Source organism: Aestuariivivens marinum (assembly GCF_022662175.1).
GTDB classification, from domain to species: domain Bacteria; phylum Bacteroidota; class Bacteroidia; order Flavobacteriales; family Flavobacteriaceae; genus Aestuariivivens; species Aestuariivivens marinum.
In genome coordinates, this window is the sequence record NZ_JAKMCR010000005.1 from 1 (window position 1) to 15,994 (window position 15,994).

Annotated in this window: 18 protein-coding genes; 17 read left to right on the forward strand and 1 reads right to left on the reverse strand. The window is 31.9% G+C overall.

All coding sequences use genetic code 11. The features are described 5' to 3' along the window. Window positions 1–156: 156 nt before the first annotated feature. The 3 genes from MR053_RS11615 to MR053_RS11625 all read left to right on the forward strand — a co-directional run bounded on the left by MR053_RS11615 (window position 157) and on the right by MR053_RS11625 (window position 2,170). Window positions 157–822 carry a hypothetical protein gene (locus tag MR053_RS11615; RefSeq protein ID WP_242132602.1) on the forward strand — a complete coding sequence of 222 codons (666 nt, stop codon included), beginning with the start codon at window positions 157–159 and terminating at the stop codon, window positions 820–822. A gap of 161 nt (window positions 823–983) precedes the next feature. After that, window positions 984–1,466: a hypothetical protein gene (locus tag MR053_RS11620; RefSeq protein ID WP_242132603.1), complete on the forward strand. Its 483-nt coding sequence runs from the start codon at window positions 984–986 to the stop codon at window positions 1,464–1,466. Window positions 1,467–1,624: 158 nt separating this feature from the next. Further along, the gene (locus tag MR053_RS11625; protein WP_242132604.1) at window positions 1,625–2,170 is read left to right on the forward strand and encodes a hypothetical protein; all 546 of its coding nucleotides are present in this window, start codon (window positions 1,625–1,627) and stop codon (window positions 2,168–2,170) included. A gap of 248 nt (window positions 2,171–2,418) precedes the next feature. On the opposite strand, the gene MR053_RS11630 is transcribed toward MR053_RS11625, so the two are convergent. Beyond that, window positions 2,419–2,583 (reverse strand): hypothetical protein, encoded by a 165-nt coding sequence (locus tag MR053_RS11630; RefSeq protein WP_242132605.1) that lies wholly within the window; start codon window positions 2,581–2,583, stop codon window positions 2,419–2,421. Window positions 2,584–2,727: 144 nt separating this feature from the next. Here MR053_RS11630 and MR053_RS11635 point away from each other — a divergent pair, with 144 nt between their 5' ends. The 14 genes from MR053_RS11635 to MR053_RS11700 all read left to right on the forward strand — a co-directional run bounded on the left by MR053_RS11635 (window position 2,728) and on the right by MR053_RS11700 (window position 15,894). Beyond that, complete coding sequence (locus tag MR053_RS11635; protein WP_242132606.1) at window positions 2,728–2,946, forward strand: helix-turn-helix domain-containing protein; 219 nt, start codon at window positions 2,728–2,730, stop codon at window positions 2,944–2,946. After that, window positions 2,946–5,381, forward strand: coding sequence for a sensor histidine kinase (locus tag MR053_RS11640; RefSeq protein WP_242132607.1), 2,436 nt, complete (start codon window positions 2,946–2,948; stop codon window positions 5,379–5,381). The genes MR053_RS11635 and MR053_RS11640 overlap by 1 nt, the downstream gene beginning before the upstream one ends. 3 nt (window positions 5,382–5,384) lie before the next feature. Next, a complete protein-coding gene (locus MR053_RS11645) occupies window positions 5,385–6,053 on the forward strand; it encodes a hypothetical protein (protein WP_242132608.1) in 669 nt (222 codons plus the stop codon). A 7-nt stretch (window positions 6,054–6,060) separates the two neighbouring features. After that, entirely contained in the window at window positions 6,061–6,687 is a 627-nt protein-coding gene (locus MR053_RS11650) for an HNH endonuclease (protein ID WP_242132609.1), read from the forward strand. Then, window positions 6,680–8,251: an Eco57I restriction-modification methylase domain-containing protein gene (locus tag MR053_RS11655; RefSeq protein ID WP_242132610.1), complete on the forward strand. Its 1,572-nt coding sequence runs from the start codon at window positions 6,680–6,682 to the stop codon at window positions 8,249–8,251. Before MR053_RS11650 ends, MR053_RS11655 begins: the two co-directional genes overlap by 8 nt. A 295-nt stretch (window positions 8,252–8,546) precedes the next feature. Further along, entirely contained in the window at window positions 8,547–8,882 is a 336-nt protein-coding gene (locus tag MR053_RS11660; RefSeq protein ID WP_242132611.1) for a hypothetical protein, read from the forward strand. A 162-nt stretch (window positions 8,883–9,044) separates the two neighbouring features. Then, window positions 9,045–9,488, forward strand: coding sequence for a DUF423 domain-containing protein (locus tag MR053_RS11665; protein WP_242132612.1), 444 nt, complete (start codon window positions 9,045–9,047; stop codon window positions 9,486–9,488). A 278-nt stretch (window positions 9,489–9,766) separates the two neighbouring features. After that, window positions 9,767–10,387, forward strand: coding sequence for a hypothetical protein (locus MR053_RS11670; protein ID WP_242132613.1), 621 nt, complete (start codon window positions 9,767–9,769; stop codon window positions 10,385–10,387). Between the two features lie 261 nt (window positions 10,388–10,648). Beyond that, complete coding sequence (locus MR053_RS11675) at window positions 10,649–11,614, forward strand: tetratricopeptide repeat protein (RefSeq protein WP_242132614.1); 966 nt, start codon at window positions 10,649–10,651, stop codon at window positions 11,612–11,614. A 138-nt stretch (window positions 11,615–11,752) separates the two neighbouring features. Next, a complete protein-coding gene (locus tag MR053_RS11680; protein ID WP_242132615.1) occupies window positions 11,753–12,163 on the forward strand; it encodes a hypothetical protein in 411 nt (136 codons plus the stop codon). Window positions 12,164–12,350: 187 nt separating this feature from the next. Next, the gene (locus tag MR053_RS11685; protein ID WP_242132616.1) at window positions 12,351–12,716 is read left to right on the forward strand and encodes a transposase; all 366 of its coding nucleotides are present in this window, start codon (window positions 12,351–12,353) and stop codon (window positions 12,714–12,716) included. Window positions 12,717–12,923: 207 nt separating this feature from the next. Beyond that, window positions 12,924–13,571, forward strand: coding sequence for an IS3 family transposase (locus tag MR053_RS11690; protein ID WP_242132617.1), 648 nt, complete (start codon window positions 12,924–12,926; stop codon window positions 13,569–13,571). A gap of 104 nt (window positions 13,572–13,675) precedes the next feature. Beyond that, window positions 13,676–14,482, forward strand: coding sequence for a DUF6090 family protein (locus MR053_RS11695; RefSeq protein WP_242132618.1), 807 nt, complete (start codon window positions 13,676–13,678; stop codon window positions 14,480–14,482). Window positions 14,483–14,607: 125 nt separating this feature from the next. Then, complete coding sequence (locus tag MR053_RS11700; RefSeq protein WP_242132619.1) at window positions 14,608–15,894, forward strand: retropepsin-like aspartic protease; 1,287 nt, start codon at window positions 14,608–14,610, stop codon at window positions 15,892–15,894. Window positions 15,895–15,994 lie beyond the last annotated feature (100 nt).

Consider the following 15,994-nt stretch of genomic DNA (forward strand, 5'->3'; position numbering starts at 1 on the left):
TGCCAACACCGTGTATAATTAATTGCGGCTGAATTTCCTCTCGGAAATTCAATCTTATTAATTATCTTTCGGTTACGGCGGAAAATGACTGCGTCCTTTCCCGCAACTAATCATACACAAGACCGTTAGCAAACATATGACCGACAAATGAAAATATTGAAAACCATCATATTTACTCTTCTTATTTTTAGTTGTTCTAACAAGTCAAGAATTACAGAATTTGAAAACATTCTAGGTAAGGAGAATAGTGATACACTTGATTGGCTGGTAACTGATTTTGAAACAAACTATCTACAAAAAAAATATTCGAACTCGACTCTTGAAAAAGCTTATATAAAATATTTGACCGAAATTGAATCGGATTCATTCGGAAATTGGGAAAGACCATCTATTGAGAGTGTAAAAAAATTTAATGATAGCAAATTAAAAGAACTCGTTTATGGAATACCTGATTCCATATGGGTTGTGCCAATACCGAGCAATTACAGAACTGAATATAGAATTAGAAGGAAATATTTGAATTTAAAAGGAAAGTATGATACTGGAACTTCAGAAGTTTCCATACCTAAAGTTCATGATGAGGATTCTTTAATTGAAACGCTTAAAAATCATTACGACATAAACTATTTTGGCAAATATAGGGAAGCGTTAAAACAAGTTTCCAAAAAAGAAAAATTTGTCGAAAAATATCTTGAAATGACCCAAGCGGCTGGAATAATAGACCAAAGAGGAATCGCCTATGAGATGTTAATTTCGGATTTGGATTTTGACAATTATTTCATAAAGCGCCTTATTATAACTGAAATTGTACATAGATTATAAAAAAATACGTTTGCTAACAAAGTGTAAAAATAATTGCTTGGTTCCTGCCTACTCGGAAAATCCTACGGATTTTCCTCTGGTTCGTTCCATTTTTACTAAGTTAGTTGCTCGCACACGCAACTATCCTTACACAAACCGTTAGCACCAATTTGAGAACGACAATGAGAAAACCAATATTTTTAGTTTTAATTTTAGCCATTCTTTCTTGCCAAAGTAAGAAATCTGAAAAACCTCAAAATGCGGAATTGAATACTGAAACGGAAATTATCAAACCTGAAAAATTAGTGCTTAACGATACAGTTGTTTATTTAAGCGGAGATAATGACTTGGCTCTTATAAAGCTGACTTTAATTCCAAATGGAACTTTTGATTTTTATATGAGCATTTATCCTGAACCAATGCAAGACGCTGAACCAGAATCTGACATAATAAACTCGAACGGAACTTGGAGCGGAAATGGAAAAACTGTATCGCTAAACTTTGCGGAACGAAAAAAAGACACACTGAATTTAAATGACCTTTTTGACTCAAACTATAAGGAAGGAAATGAATTTAAGGTTATTGACCAAAATACTGTTGAGATAGACTATTCTTTGGACAAATTAAATATTTGGGGAATTAGTTGTTATAAAACTGAAAAATAAAAACTGGTGCTAACATCGGCTATAATTCAGCGTGGCTTATGCCCTATTCTGGAAAATATGTAAATTTAACCAAGCTGATTTCTTACGCGGAATGTCCTACGGACGATTCCACGCCGAAATCATAGCCCAACCGTTGGCGTGCATTTAAGCAGAACGCATTGACAGAAAAAGAGAAAATAGGACATTTAGTTAGATTCGGACTCGCTCTGAAAAAAATTCCATTGACGGAAATTAGCAAATGGGCTGATTACCAAATTGAAAATGGAAAAAATGACAACCTGTATTTTGATTTATCTTTTGCAAAATCGACCAACGAAGTAATTGAATTTCTGACCAAAGACATTGAATGGAATTTTAAATCGTCAGAAATCCGAGAATTAATTCTTGGATATTACAATGAGTATCTGAAATCTGACAACTCAAATTGGAAAAAAATCCAAAAAGAACTAATAGATTTCTATAATTACATTGAATATGAAGATTCAAATGAGCGTGTAGAGGATTTTATTTATTACTTAATTGACGATTACCATTTGAGAAATGACGGATTTGGAGGCTCTTTAACAATGCCTGATTTCTTAACCGAAAAACTATCTGAATTTGACACCTATCAGGAATTACAAAAATTGCTGAAACGGAATAAAATGAATGGATTTGAAATAAAAAACGACACGCCAACAACGTGTAAGCGCAATAACGGCTGAATTTCCTAATCGGAAATTCAACTCGTTTTGCTAAATTAGGTGCGTCAGCGGAAAATACTCGCGCATTTTCCCGTTACTGACGCTTACACAAAACCGTTGTATGCCATTGCGGAAAAGCCAACCGCACATTAAGCACATTTGGTTTTTGCCGACACACAATCCAACCCTAAAAAACCAAAAGAGCTTAACCTTCCCACCGTTCCCAATAGTTACGAGTTTGACTTTCTTCTGGTCGGATACATGACTTGTTACTCTTTGAATTGACCGATTTCTTCTCTGAGCGTCTGATTGATATTTTGGATTAGGTCATTTTGGACTTTCATAATTCTTAATAAATCATGCATTGCGTTTAGATTATCTAATTGTTTGTAGATAATCTCTTCTAAATCGGCTTTGGTATATCTTTTGCTCATATCAATTGTTTAGTTTTCATAAACTATAGTTCTTAATTCTGGACTAAAGTAACTATTTTCTGGATTAAACCAAAATTATAGTCCAGAAATTCTAAACTAAAATTCTAAACAGCTAAATTTGAATATCGAAAATCGAAAAAAAGAATGACTGAACTCGGGCAATATTTATCAAAGAAATCAGCAAGTAAAGCAGGTATTTCCAAAAAGACTGGAATTAGTAAATCCAGAATTAGTGAACTTACCCTTAACCCATCTACTCAACTTCGAGCGTGGGAATTATACCTCATTGCTTTAGCATTAGATGTAGATCCTGGAGAAATGTTCAAAGACATTTTTAATGAATTAAAATTACCAAACGAATAATGGCAAAAGTACCTTTCAAAGTTTCTGCAAGGGCAGGTAAATTATTAGGTAGAGAAAATTTCTCTAACCCTGAAGGTGCTATTATTGAACTAGTAAAAAACTCTTATGATGCTGATGCAAATAATTGCTTTGTGTTTTTCGATATTCCAACCAAAAAAATAAAGGACAGTAAGGGTGAAGAATTTGAAGTTCCTATAAAAGAAAAAAGCGTGTTGTATGTGATAGACAATGGTGAAGGAATGACTGAAAAAGTCATTAAAGATCATTGGATGCAGATAGGAACTGGGAATAAGGAAAAAGATTATATCTCTGACGACAAACGAACGAAAACTGGTGCAAAGGGAATTGGAAGATTTGCTTTAGATAGACTTGGATATGAAACAGAAATGTGGACGGTATCAAAAAAATCTAATGACCAAACTGGCTCATTTTGGAAAATGGATTGGAATCAATTTGACCACTCGGACAAATCAATATCTCAAATTGAAGCAGAACTAGAGCCTATAAAAATTGACCTTAAGGATAAAATTAAAGAACTCACAAACAATAATGCATCTATAGCAAAGATCACCAAAGATGTAAATTTTGATAAAGGTACTATCATCAAAATATCTAATTTAAAAGATGACTGGTTTGATGAAGAAACTTCTTCTGTTTTTAAAAGCTTAGAAGCATTAATTCCTCCGAAGGAATTGAATATTCCTTTTGAAGTTCACTTTAAACATATTCAAATACCTAAAGAGTTTGGAAAAGTCGAAACAGCGTTTTTTAATGATTTCGACTATAAATTAAAAGCTTCTTATGATTCTAAAAAGCTAAATGTTGATTTTGAAATAACAAGAAACGAAATTGACATCAAGCTTCTAAAAAAGAATTACCCAAATGTTTATAAAGGAAAAAGTAAGCCATATGATTTGAAAACATTGGAAGCTAAAACTTTTAAGTATTCTAAGTCAATAGACAAAGTCCTAAAATGGAAACTGAATGATTCAAACAAGAAATTATTAGAAAATGTAGGGAGTTTTGACTTGACGTTCTATTATTTAAAGTTTTCAAATTCTATAAAAGAAGGATATCCTTTCAAAACGGTTGTTGCTAGTGAGAGAAAATCAACATTAGATAGATTTGGAGGAGTTAAAATTTATAGAGATTCTTTTAGGGTAAGACCTTATGGAGACCCTACAAATGACTGGTTGAAACTAGGGGCAAGAGTTGCTCAAAGTCCTGCAGGTGCTGGACAAAGAATTGGAGATTGGAGAGTCAGGCCTGAACAAACAGCAGGGATTATTACTATTTCAAGAAAAAGCAACCCATTATTAATAGATAAATCCGACAGGGGAGCATTGCAAGAAAATGATGCTTTCGACACATTTAAAAAAATCATTGTTGCGGTAATTCATGAATTTGAATTTGATAGAACAAAAATTTTAAACCCTCTCTTTCTCAAGAATAAAAAAGATAAGGAAGCTAAGAAAGAAAAGGAAATACAAAAGAGAGCTGAAGCACTTGCAGATAAGATAGTAGAACAAAGGAAGAAAGTAGAAGAATCTATTTATGGGAAAAAAGTATCTAACGATTTATTCCAAGAAAAGAAAGAAGAGGAAGAGCGAAAAACTTATGAAGAAGCATTCAAAGACACTTTTAAAGCTATAGATGAGGAAAAAGAACAACGAGAAAATGAGGAAATTGTTCAGGTTAGATCCCTAGCAAGTTTAGGCTTGGTTGTATCTTCATTTGCTCACGAACTTAAAGAAATAAAAGATGATGCAATAGAGGCTAAAAACTTAGAGAAGATATTCAAATCAGTAGTTTCAAAAGAGAAAAAAACATCAGAAGAATATAATGACGGGATTGATATTATCGAGTTATTAGATGAAAACTCTAACAAAATAATTCATTGGGTAGACTATGCGTTAACAGCGATAAAAAAAGACAAAAGGACAAGAGGTAAATTTGAATTCTCTCCATTCTTTAAATCATTAAAGAAGTCTTGGGCTAGAATATTTAAGAAAAAGGATATTCAATTGAACATAGTTGACAATATTGAACAGATGCCCTATAATTTCAGAGCTTTTGAAATGGATATATCAACTATTTTCACGAACCTAATTAATAATTCAATTGACTCGTTTAATAACTTAACAGAAATTCAAAAACGAAACATTGAAATTGAAATTAATCTCAATGGTGATTTCATTGAAATTCTATATTCTGATAATGGAATAGGATTAGATAAGGTTTTTGAAGACGACAAAGATGAAATCTTCTTACCATTCAAAACTTCAAAAAGAGATCGTAAAGGAAAAGAAATTGGTACTGGTTTAGGTATGTATCTTGTCAAATCAGTAGTTGATGATAATAACGGAACAATTGATATTCTTGATCCTGAAAAGGGGTTTTCAGTTTTAATATCGTTTCCAATAAGAAAAAAATAAACTATGGCTGCAAAATATAAAATCGGATACATTGACGAAGACATTAAACAAGTTAAAAAGTACCGAAGAAGATTTCGAGATTTTGACATTGAAATAATCGGGTATGAATTTCATCAAGGAATGACCTTGGAAGAATTAATGAGTCAGGTATATGAATCTGATATTGATTTACTAATGATTGATTATAAGCTAAATGAGACAAATCAAGTAACATTTAATGGAGAAGCTGTAGAAAGTGAATTTTATGATAAGAAACCTTTGTTTCCTCATATTATTTTCACTAATAAGGTTGACCAAGCAGAACCATTTGTTGAAGATTGGAAAATCATTTTCGATAAAGACGATATTTTTAGTGAAGGTGAAGAAGACGAAAAGAAAGTACAACATTTCATTACAACACTTATTAAGAGTATTGAGCAATACAGAAATCATGTAGAGAAAAAGAAAAAAGTCGTTGCGGATTTATTAGAAAAGGGAGAACAGGAAGGCTTATCTGCTAGTGAAAAGGATTTGTTAATATCGAATCAAAATGAATTAGCAAATCTTGACAAAACAGAAAGAAGTGAAATACCAAAGCATTTGATAACCGAGAATAAATTAGAGGATTTATCAAAAACAAAAAAAGAAGCAGAAGAATTCTTGCAATCATTAATTGATAAAAGAAAAAAATAATTGGTTTATGACTGTAAGAGAAATATTGCCAATTAGAAGAACGGTTACGACAAAACAACCAACAGGGAAAAATTGGAGCGAACACAAACCAGATTTAAGGGAAGACTTTAATTGTTCTTGTGGATATTGTGATTCGTATGACGGTTTTAGGCATACATATTTTGAAGTAGACCATTTCATTCCCAAAAGTCTCTTTGAGAAGAATGGAAATATTGAATATTGTCAGTATGATAACCTTACCTATTCCTGTAAGTTTTGTAATAACAAAAAGGGAAGTTTATGGCCTTCAAAAGATGAAACTATTCCAAATATAAATGAAGAAGGATTTGTTGATGCTTGTTCAACTGAGTACGAGGATCATTTATATAGAACGTCATCAGGAAGTATTATGTGGAAAACTCCTCTAGGCAAATGGATGGCAACCAAAGCATTTAGGTTTGATGAGAGGGAACGTTCGATAATCGTGCTTTGGAATTTAAATGAATTAAGAAAGATTATCAATGCATTGATTATTGAACAAGAAAATTACCAAGCTGGTGACGAATCATATCAAATGATTAAAGAGAAGTTAGGTGATTATTCTTTAAAATATTTTATCTACCATCAAGAATTGATGGACTATTATAATGAATAAAAAAAATACTGGTTCATATTATACGCCTTCATATTTGGCAAGCTTTATCTCAAAAAGAGTTCTTTCTCATTTTGAGGATAAAACACGTATGTCTATTTTAGAACCAAGTGTTGGTGATGGTGCTTTTGTTTCTGAATTAGCCAAGACAAGTTCTATTAAAATCAAACTTTCTGCTCTAGATATTAATCAAGAAGAACTAGATAAAGCTTCTGAAAAGTGGCATAAGAAAAATGCATCATTTGTAAAAACTGATTTTCTTGATTTTTCCGACACAAAAAAGTATTCTGCAATTGTTGGAAATCCTCCCTATGTCAAAAAAAATCGGCTTACCAAGAAACAGATTGATTTAAGTAAAGAGATTCACTTTCAAGAGGGGCTCTCTGAAGCTTCCGTGAAAAATATTTGGACAACATTCTTAATTAAATCCAATAAACTGCTGAATAATAATGGCGTCCTTGCATTTGTTTTACCCTCCGAATTATTGCAAGTAAAATTTGCAGAAGAGGTTCGAGAATATTTGAAAAAAGAATTTCAAAGAATTGAAATCTTTACGTTCAATGATTTAATGTTTGAATGTAAGGGTCAAGATACGATTGTACTTTTTGCGTTTAAAAAATCAAATAATAAAGGTGAGTATTTTGCTAACATAGATTCAAAAGAGACACTTGAATCTGGAAACTTTACTTTGAAAAATAACAACTTACTTGTTACTTCCAATGTAAAATGGACACATCATTTTTTAACAGATGATGAATTGATATTTATAGAAAACCTCAAAAAAGAACTTCAAACAGTTAATCATTATACGGATTCCAAACCAGGAATTGTAACAGCTGCAAATAAGTTCTTCATTATTAATAAAGAAACTGAAAAGCAATATAATCTATCAAGATTTACCAAGCCAATCATTCAAAAAGGACTTTTTGTTAATGGTAGTGTTATTTTCAATAGTTCAGATCTCGAAGAACTAGAGGCTAATGATTATCCAACTAAATTATTACAACTTACTGATGAAGATAGAATCTCTAAGAAACTTAGGGAATACTTATCCCTCGGTGAGAAAGAAGAAATCCCTAATAGATATAAATGTAAGCTTAGGAATAATTGGTATGTTATCCCAAATATATCAGATGTGCCAGATGCATTTTTCTTTAAAAGAAGTCATTTATACCCTAAGCTGTTGAAGAATAATTCAAATGCTTTTGTGACTGATTCAGCGTATAAAATTAAAATGAGGGATCAATTTGATTTAAACAGTTTTATATTCTCGTTCTATAATACTTTAACTCTTTTATTGTCAGAAATAGAAGGAAGATACTATGGTGGCGGTGTTTTGGAATTAGTCCCAAGTGAATTTAAGAAACTGCCAATACCTTACGTTGAAATAAATAATACTCAATTTGAAAATTTCACAAAGAGATTTGAAAACAAGAAAAATATTGAAGAAATCTTCTCTCAAAATGATTTAGCAATACTTAATCCTACATTAGGGATTAATACTGAACAACTTGAAAAGCTGACTAAGATTAGAAATAAACTAACAAAGAAGAGAATGAGAAAATAAAGCCAACGCAAGTTCAAGCACATTGCAATCCTCGTTCCTGCGGTTGCAAAGAGCTTTCTCGCCAACGCTAAAAACGAAATGAATAAAATAAAAACGGCATACAACAAGGCATAAAATGCATAGCCACCCTTCGGGATGGCTACGACATCTTATACAAACCGTTAGCTGTAATACAAATGAAATGAGAATAATATCGATAATATTTTTAGTTCTTCTAGCTGTATCATGTGATAATAATAAGCAAAAAGAATTGACTGACCATATAAATCTACTTGAATCGGAGAACAAGAAATTAGTGGAAAGGATTAAACAACTGACTGAGACTCATATTATCGGAACTGTTATGGTTCCGTCATTTGACAAAGATGAATATAACCCTGATGAAAAAGGAAAAATTACCTTTAAGGCTTATAAATATGGCTATTTTGATTCTAATTACAGCGTACATGAAGTATTAAGTAATGGTGAAAACGGAAGAGTTTTGTTGGAAAATTTAAAAGACTCAAAATTTGAATATTCATTCGACCTTAGTAAAATGGAGTCTAACAAAATAAACTTATCTATGGTGTTTGAACTAAATAATACTTTAATAAACGTTCCTGCAAAAGCTGAAATAAAAATAAAGGAATAGAGTACTACAGCTAACATTGTATAAAAATAATGCGTAAGTTTATTCCTGAATCATGAGTTAGTGCTTGTTTGCTTGCATCTGATTTTCCTTCGGAAAATCCTCGCACTCAAACTACGCACTATTCTTATACGTAACCGTTGGCAAACATTAAAACCAAGAAAAATGGAAAATTGGAATTTTAAAATAAAAAAGAGACCAAAAGAAATTATTGAGAAATTAAAATCTGAACTTAATTCTATCGGAGGCTTCGTATTTGACGAAAAAAAACCGACAACTTTTAGTTTTAGAAAACGAATTCTTTACCCCTTCTATATGGTTTTTCAAAATTGGACTATTATCAACGGAAAACTATTGAATGATAATGTAGATAATGACACAAATGTCGAAATCTCATTTAATCAGCATTTTTTAATTCGATTAATAATATATATTCATATCATTTTTGGATTAGGACTTGTTTTTGGATTATTCCTAACAACGAAAAATTATATTTTCGGCGGACTAATAATCGCTTTAGGCATAGTTCTTTGGATTGCAGCTAACAGAAAATTTAAAAAGGATACTGAAAAATACAAAACCCTGATATCTGAAATATTAGACCTTTAAAAATAACGTTTGCCAACACCGGCTATAATCCATTGCTAACAACCAACCAAAACCAAAAATCAGTATATTTAACTTGACTCGATTCCTACTCCGAAAATCCTCGCAGATTTTCATCGCAACGGAATCATAGCCAAACCGTTGTGGGCAATTTGAAAAAAAATGACAATTACGGAAAACCTCAAAGATTTTTATAATCAAAAGTTTTAATTTATCCATTGGAAATAAATCGAAAAGCCAACTAAATTCAGAAGTAAGTAAAATATAAACAAAATTTAATAATGAAAAAAATACTACTAACCACTACCTTATCATTTTTCTTTGGTCAAATTTTATTAGCTCAAATAAATGCTACAACGGACGATGGAAAAAAAGTTTTGTTAAAAGAAAACGGAACTTGGGAATATGTTCAAGAGAAAATTAATGAAACTACTGAAACAACCGAATTAAGTTCAGATTGTTCAAACTACATTTTAACAGAAACTGATAAAATGACTGGAAAATCTTCAACTGGAGCGAAAGAAACTTTAATAATATCGCAAGACGGTGGAAAAACTGGTTTTGGAATTTTCGCGTTAAATAGTTCGAATTCCAATGCTTTAATTTTGTCCATTCAAGCAGTCGGTGCCGGAAGTTGTATAGACGATGATAATAAAATAAATATTCTATTTCGAGATGGTTCTCGACTTGAACTCTATAATGATGGAAAATTCAATTGCGATGCTAAAATGACGTTATATTTTGGTGGAATATTTGGCAAGAAAAAACAGTTAAATGAGTTGGCCACAAAAGAAATTGAAACTATGCGAGTGTGGACATCAAAAAGTTATGTAGAAAAAGATTTCACATCCGAACAAAGTAAACGACTAATGAAAACTATTAGTTGCTTAATGGCGGAATAAAAAAACTGCCCACAACAACGGCTATAATTCAGCGTGGCGACAGTACAAAAACCAAAAGTAAAAACATTAAATTAGCTTGATTTCTCTGCGGAATAGTCCTGCGGACGATTCCACGCCGAAATCATAGCCAAACCGTTGTAGGTAATTTTGAAAATGACAAAAAACATACTTTTAATACTTCTACTTATCTCAATCACATCATATTGTCAAACAATCAACACTTCGGAATTGTATGGCGATTGGATTAAGTATAAGATTGAGATGAAAGATAGCAGCAATTTAATTGACCGATTTTTGACTGATTCTTCATATGTAAATTACAGTTTTAAAAAACTGGAAATGTGCACAAATGGCAATCCAACTCATCGAGTAAACGAGGTTTGTTTTCCATACTCAATAAATCAAAATTTCATCAAAACATCTTCAACTTCTGGCTATGAAATTGAAAAAATAAAAAATGACACTCTCATACTTTGTGAATCGATTGACGGAATGGACAATGACAAGCTGAAAAGATTTTTTTTCGTCAGAGAACAAAAGCTGTTTAATGAAATTAAAGAAGCAAAAGGCGAAAGTAAAAATCAGATTGCAAATGAATTTTACACACCAACTTTAAAGTCAAGTTTAATGTTAGAGTTAAACAACGCTTTTAAGAATAAACACAGTAACTTTAAAGCCAAAGGAGTTATAACAATTGATTTAAAAAATAAAAAGGTTATTACTTTAATAAATTACTCTGATACTTCTGATTCAACCAAAATTGAACGAGTAAAAAAAGTAATTGACAAATCTTATAAACTTTGGAATATAGAAAGATTTAAACACCTTGAAATATTAGAAATGCCTTTTGTTTTAAAAGATGAAAAAACCAAGACTTTTCGCGGAATTTCAATGAAATTTTTCACTGATTCTTTTTATCAATTAGACCATTTTTATGGAGGAGATACGAGAATAATTCAAGAAGCCGGAGAATATTTCAATAAAGCAATAAATGATTATCAAAATAAAAATTATGAGAGTTCAATAAAAAATTTTACAAAGAGCTATGAGCTTGACCCAAAAAATATAGATGCGCTATACAATAGAGCTGCTATTTATTATGAAACTGGGCAATTGGAATTAGCTTGTAAAGATTGGAATGAACTATCTGAACTCGGACAGAAAAGAGGAATAGAATTATTAAAAAATAACTGTAAAAAAACTACCTACAACAATGGCTATAAGTAATTGCTTGTCCTCGCCTACTTCTGAAAATCCTTGCGGATTTTCAGTTTGGTGTGTACTTGCTAAGTTTTGTGCTAAACCACGCAACTACTCATAGCCGAACCGTTGCCAACCATTTGAGAAAAACGCTCTGAATTAAAAATGGAAATACAAAAAGACATTCAAAATATTATCGATTATTCACACAACTTTGCGGAAACGATGCTGAATAATGGAAAAGAATATTATCCTTTCGGTGCAAAAATTGACAATAACGGAGAATTAATTGCAGTTGGATACAAAGACAACGAAACGGATTTTCCTGAAAGCCAAAAAGTGATTGACGAACTGACAGCGGAATTTGAGCAAGAACTAAATGACGGACGAATAAGAGCATACGGACTGACCTATGATGTGAGAGTTCAAACAAATAGTTCAAAGGACAAAACAGATGCGATTCTGATTGATATTTATCATCGGAATTCAAATGAAATACCGAAATACTACTTTACCTATTCTTGGAATGAAAAGAGTGAATTGGTTTTTGGAGAAAGTTTTGGAATGAAAAAATAAAAACGGTTGGCAACAATGTATAACCGCAATTACGGCGGATTCGACTACGTCCGAATCCACTCGGAATTGCTAAAGTCAGTGCTAAACTGAAAATTAACGCATATTAACCCGTAACTGACGGTTATACGAGACCGTTGTATGCAATAGTGACCCGTCCTGAATAAAGGCTACATAATTTAACACAATTATGTATAAAAACGACAAAGTCATCAGACGGTATTCAGAACCTTTCAAACTGAAAATTTTAGACGAACTTACAACCGGAAAATTAAACAAAAACCAATTAGGTAAACTCTACGGAATCAATCCTACGACCATCAATGAATGGATCAGGAAGTACAATCGTAAAGACCTAATGAACACTAGAATTAAAGTGGAAACCAAAGACGAAATAACACGTATCAAAGAACTGCAAAAGGAAATCAAACAGCTAAAACAACTCTTGCTCAAAAAGGATCTGGATGCCTTGGTATTAGACTCCTACCTGGAAGTAGCGGCTGAACAACTAGGTTATAAATCAGTTACTGAACTAAAAAAAAAGCTAAATATCTAGCTCTAATTAAGGCCAAAGAAAAATCTAAGGGATTTGCTTCTTTAACTACTATAACACGCTGTTTCGGGCTTAAACGAGATGCTTATTACAAGTTCAAAGACAGAGCTGATAAACGTATCAAAATCGAACAACAGGTCATTGAAATAGTACAGAAAAGACGTAAATCCCTTCCCAGAGAAGGCGTTCGTAAACTTGCTAAAGCTTTAGATGAGGAATTCACTAAAGCAAACCTTAAAGCCGGTAGGGATACCCTGTTCAACATCCTTAGAAAACACAATATGCTTACACTTAGAAAAATACAGTAGCAGAACAACTAACTCTTACCACCGCTTTTATAAGTACAACAATATTATAAAAGATTTGGAAGTGACCAGGCCTAACCAAGTTTGGGCGTCAGACATAACCTATATCAGAACCGTAAAAGGGTTTTGTTATCTAGCCCTCATTACAGACATGCACTCCCGTAAGATCATTGGCTACGACTTAAGCAACAGTTTAGAGTTAGCCGGATGTGTCAGGACCTTGAAAAAGGCTTTATACCACGCCAAGGGCATTAAAGGGCTTATACACCATTCAGACAGAGGAATACAATATTGCAGCAATGTGTATACACAAATACTCAAAAGAAACAAAATTGGAATCAGTATGACCGAGGAAAACCATTGCTACGAAAATGCAATGGCCGAGCGTGTTAACGGCATCTTAAAGGACGAATTCTATCTCGACCAAACCTTTGATAGTGCAGCTCACGCTAAAAGAGCAACAAAAAATGCAATTAATCTATACAATGAAGTAAGATTACACTTATCTTTAAACTTCAAAACACCCAATATGGTATATAAATTAACAGCGTAAAACCAAGTTTAACCTGTAGCCATATTTCAGGACTAGACAGCGTAAAATCAATTTTAACCTGTAGCCATATTTCAGGACGAGACATTAAAACCATTCAATGAACAATGATTAAATTCTTTAGAAAAATTAGACAAAAACTACTCTCTGAAAATAAATTCAGCAAATATCTGTTCTATGCCATTGGAGAAATTGTTCTTGTGGTACTTGGAATCTTAATTGCTTTACAAGTCAACAATTGGAATGAAGGTAATAAGAAAAGAGAAATTGAAATTACAATCCTAAAAGAGATTAGGAATAATCTGATTTTCGATTTAGAGGATTTTGAAAGTAACATTGCGCATCTTAAAAATAAAACTACCTCCAGTGCATCCCTTTTAAAAGCCTTCGAAGACGATTTGGATTATAATGATTCTTTGGGATATTTCTTCTTTTATCTTAAGACCTATCCACATTTCAGTTACAAATCAAATGGTTATAAACTATTACTGTCTAAAGGACTCGATATTATCAAAAACGATACCATTAGAAATCGAATCACCGATTTATACGAAGACAGATATCAATATCTAAAAACCCAAGAAAGTGAGCGTATTAACTACAATAATTCGTTAGAATCTAAGATCTCACCCTATTATGGGACTCAGATTTTAATGTTGGAGCAGATACCTGCTGAACTTATCGTAAAAGGAAGCGTTGAAACTTTATTGAAATTTCAATTCTTTAGAAACATCAGAAATTACGAAATCTTAAAAAAGGATTTCGAATTGCACGGAATTATTAAACACATTGAAACTATGTCCAAAATACTCTCGGCTATTCATACAAGTGTAAAAAATGACAACTTAGAATTAATAAATATGATAGAAAAAGAATTGGAGATAATTAGTTCAAAAGTTAATAAAAATTTATGATTAAAACAAAATAACGAAGCACAACAATGCCTATAAGTAATTGCTTGTTCTCGCCTACTTCTGAAAATTCTCGTACACAAACACACAACTTTCCATATATAAACAGGTTCCACATTATATAAATCATGAGAAACACATTATTACTATTACTGATTCTATTCATCGGATGTCAACAATCTCAGGATAAAACAAGCGATTTCATTGTTCTTCAAGAATTAGAACAATTAATTGACAATCAGAATTACTTTAAACTTAAACAAGTCTTTAAATCTGAAAAAGATAAGCTTTCAAAAGATCATAAACTATACTTTAAGGCTATCATATCTAATGTTTTTAACAATCTGGAAGAATCAAATTCCATAATTGATGAGATAATTAACAAAAAGACAATTAATCTGACAGATACAATGCTGAATGCATTATACAACACAAAACTCCTTAATCACATAAACCTTAACGAATATAATGACGCTGTACTAACTAGTGAGATCATCCAAAATAAATACCGTCAATTAAATGATTCATCTAAAATAGAAACACTAAATAATGAAATAAAAATCTGGAAATCGTTAAGAAACACCCCTCGACAAGAAATTATAAGAAATAGTGATATTTCATTCCCTATGGTTAGGGATAAAGTAGGTTTATTTAATGTAGATGTAACCATAAATGATACGATTAAAAATTTTGTGTTTGACACAGGAGCCAATATTTCAGTAATAAAAAGATCGTTAGTAAAACATCTTAATTTGACCTATATCGAATCCGATTTTTATGTTACAGCATTTACTGGGCAAAGGGTAGATAGTGACATAGCAATTGCTGAAACTTTAAGAATAGGGGAACTTACTTTTAAGAATGTGGTCTTTTTGGTGCTGAATGACGAGGATATTTCATTTCCTCAAATAGATTACTACATCAATGGAATTATCGGCTTTCCCGTAATTGAAGCCATGGAGGAGATTAGAATTTCTAAAAACGATTCAATACATGTTCCACAAAATCCAGTTGAGTACAACCTATCTAATTTTGCATTAGATGGTTTAACCCCTATAATAGCAGTAAACTATAAGAAAGATACCTTGAGTTTTGGATTTGACACAGGAGCTAGAGTTAGTACGTTGTACGCACCATTTTATGAGAAATATAAAAACGAAGTTGATAGCAATTATGAACTACAAAAATTTAAGTCTGGTAGTGCTGGTGGTGTTATTGAATTTGAAGGATATATCATTGAAGATATCGTTTTAAAAGTTGGAGAATCTAATGCATCATTAAAGGATTTACAACTTCATAAATATAAAATAGGAACAGAGGCTAATAACTTATATGGGAATTTCGGGCAAGATTATATAAAGCAATTCGATGAAATGATCATCAGTTTTAAAAATAGCTCTGTTTTATTTAAATGAACACTGTAAACAAAAGACGTTAAGTAACATTGGTCATAGTTCACTGCAATTTCCTATCTTCGGTTTACAACGGAAAATCCTAGCTGATTTTTAAACTACA

Coding starts and splice junctions, on each gene's coding strand:
- MR053_RS11650 (WP_242132609.1), top strand. CDS start 6,061: ATGACTGTAAGAGAAATATTGCCAATTAGAAGAACGGTTACGACAAAA.
- MR053_RS11635 (WP_242132606.1), top strand. CDS start 2,728: ATGACTGAACTCGGGCAATATTTATCAAAGAAATCAGCAAGTAAAGCA.
- MR053_RS11695 (WP_242132618.1), top strand. CDS start 13,676: ATGATTAAATTCTTTAGAAAAATTAGACAAAAACTACTCTCTGAAAAT.
- MR053_RS11630 (WP_242132605.1), bottom strand. CDS start 2,583: ATGAGCAAAAGATATACCAAAGCCGATTTAGAAGAGATTATCTACAAA.
- MR053_RS11620 (WP_242132603.1), top strand. CDS start 984: ATGAGAAAACCAATATTTTTAGTTTTAATTTTAGCCATTCTTTCTTGC.
- MR053_RS11670 (WP_242132613.1), top strand. CDS start 9,767: ATGAAAAAAATACTACTAACCACTACCTTATCATTTTTCTTTGGTCAA.
- MR053_RS11690 (WP_242132617.1), top strand. CDS start 12,924: ATGAGGAATTCACTAAAGCAAACCTTAAAGCCGGTAGGGATACCCTGT.
- MR053_RS11655 (WP_242132610.1), top strand. CDS start 6,680: ATGAATAAAAAAAATACTGGTTCATATTATACGCCTTCATATTTGGCA.
- MR053_RS11640 (WP_242132607.1), top strand. CDS start 2,946: ATGGCAAAAGTACCTTTCAAAGTTTCTGCAAGGGCAGGTAAATTATTA.
- MR053_RS11675 (WP_242132614.1), top strand. CDS start 10,649: ATGAAAGATAGCAGCAATTTAATTGACCGATTTTTGACTGATTCTTCA.
- MR053_RS11680 (WP_242132615.1), top strand. CDS start 11,753: ATGGAAATACAAAAAGACATTCAAAATATTATCGATTATTCACACAAC.
- MR053_RS11685 (WP_242132616.1), top strand. CDS start 12,351: ATGTATAAAAACGACAAAGTCATCAGACGGTATTCAGAACCTTTCAAA.
- MR053_RS11665 (WP_242132612.1), top strand. CDS start 9,045: ATGGAAAATTGGAATTTTAAAATAAAAAAGAGACCAAAAGAAATTATT.
- MR053_RS11645 (WP_242132608.1), top strand. CDS start 5,385: ATGGCTGCAAAATATAAAATCGGATACATTGACGAAGACATTAAACAA.
- MR053_RS11700 (WP_242132619.1), top strand. CDS start 14,608: ATGAGAAACACATTATTACTATTACTGATTCTATTCATCGGATGTCAA.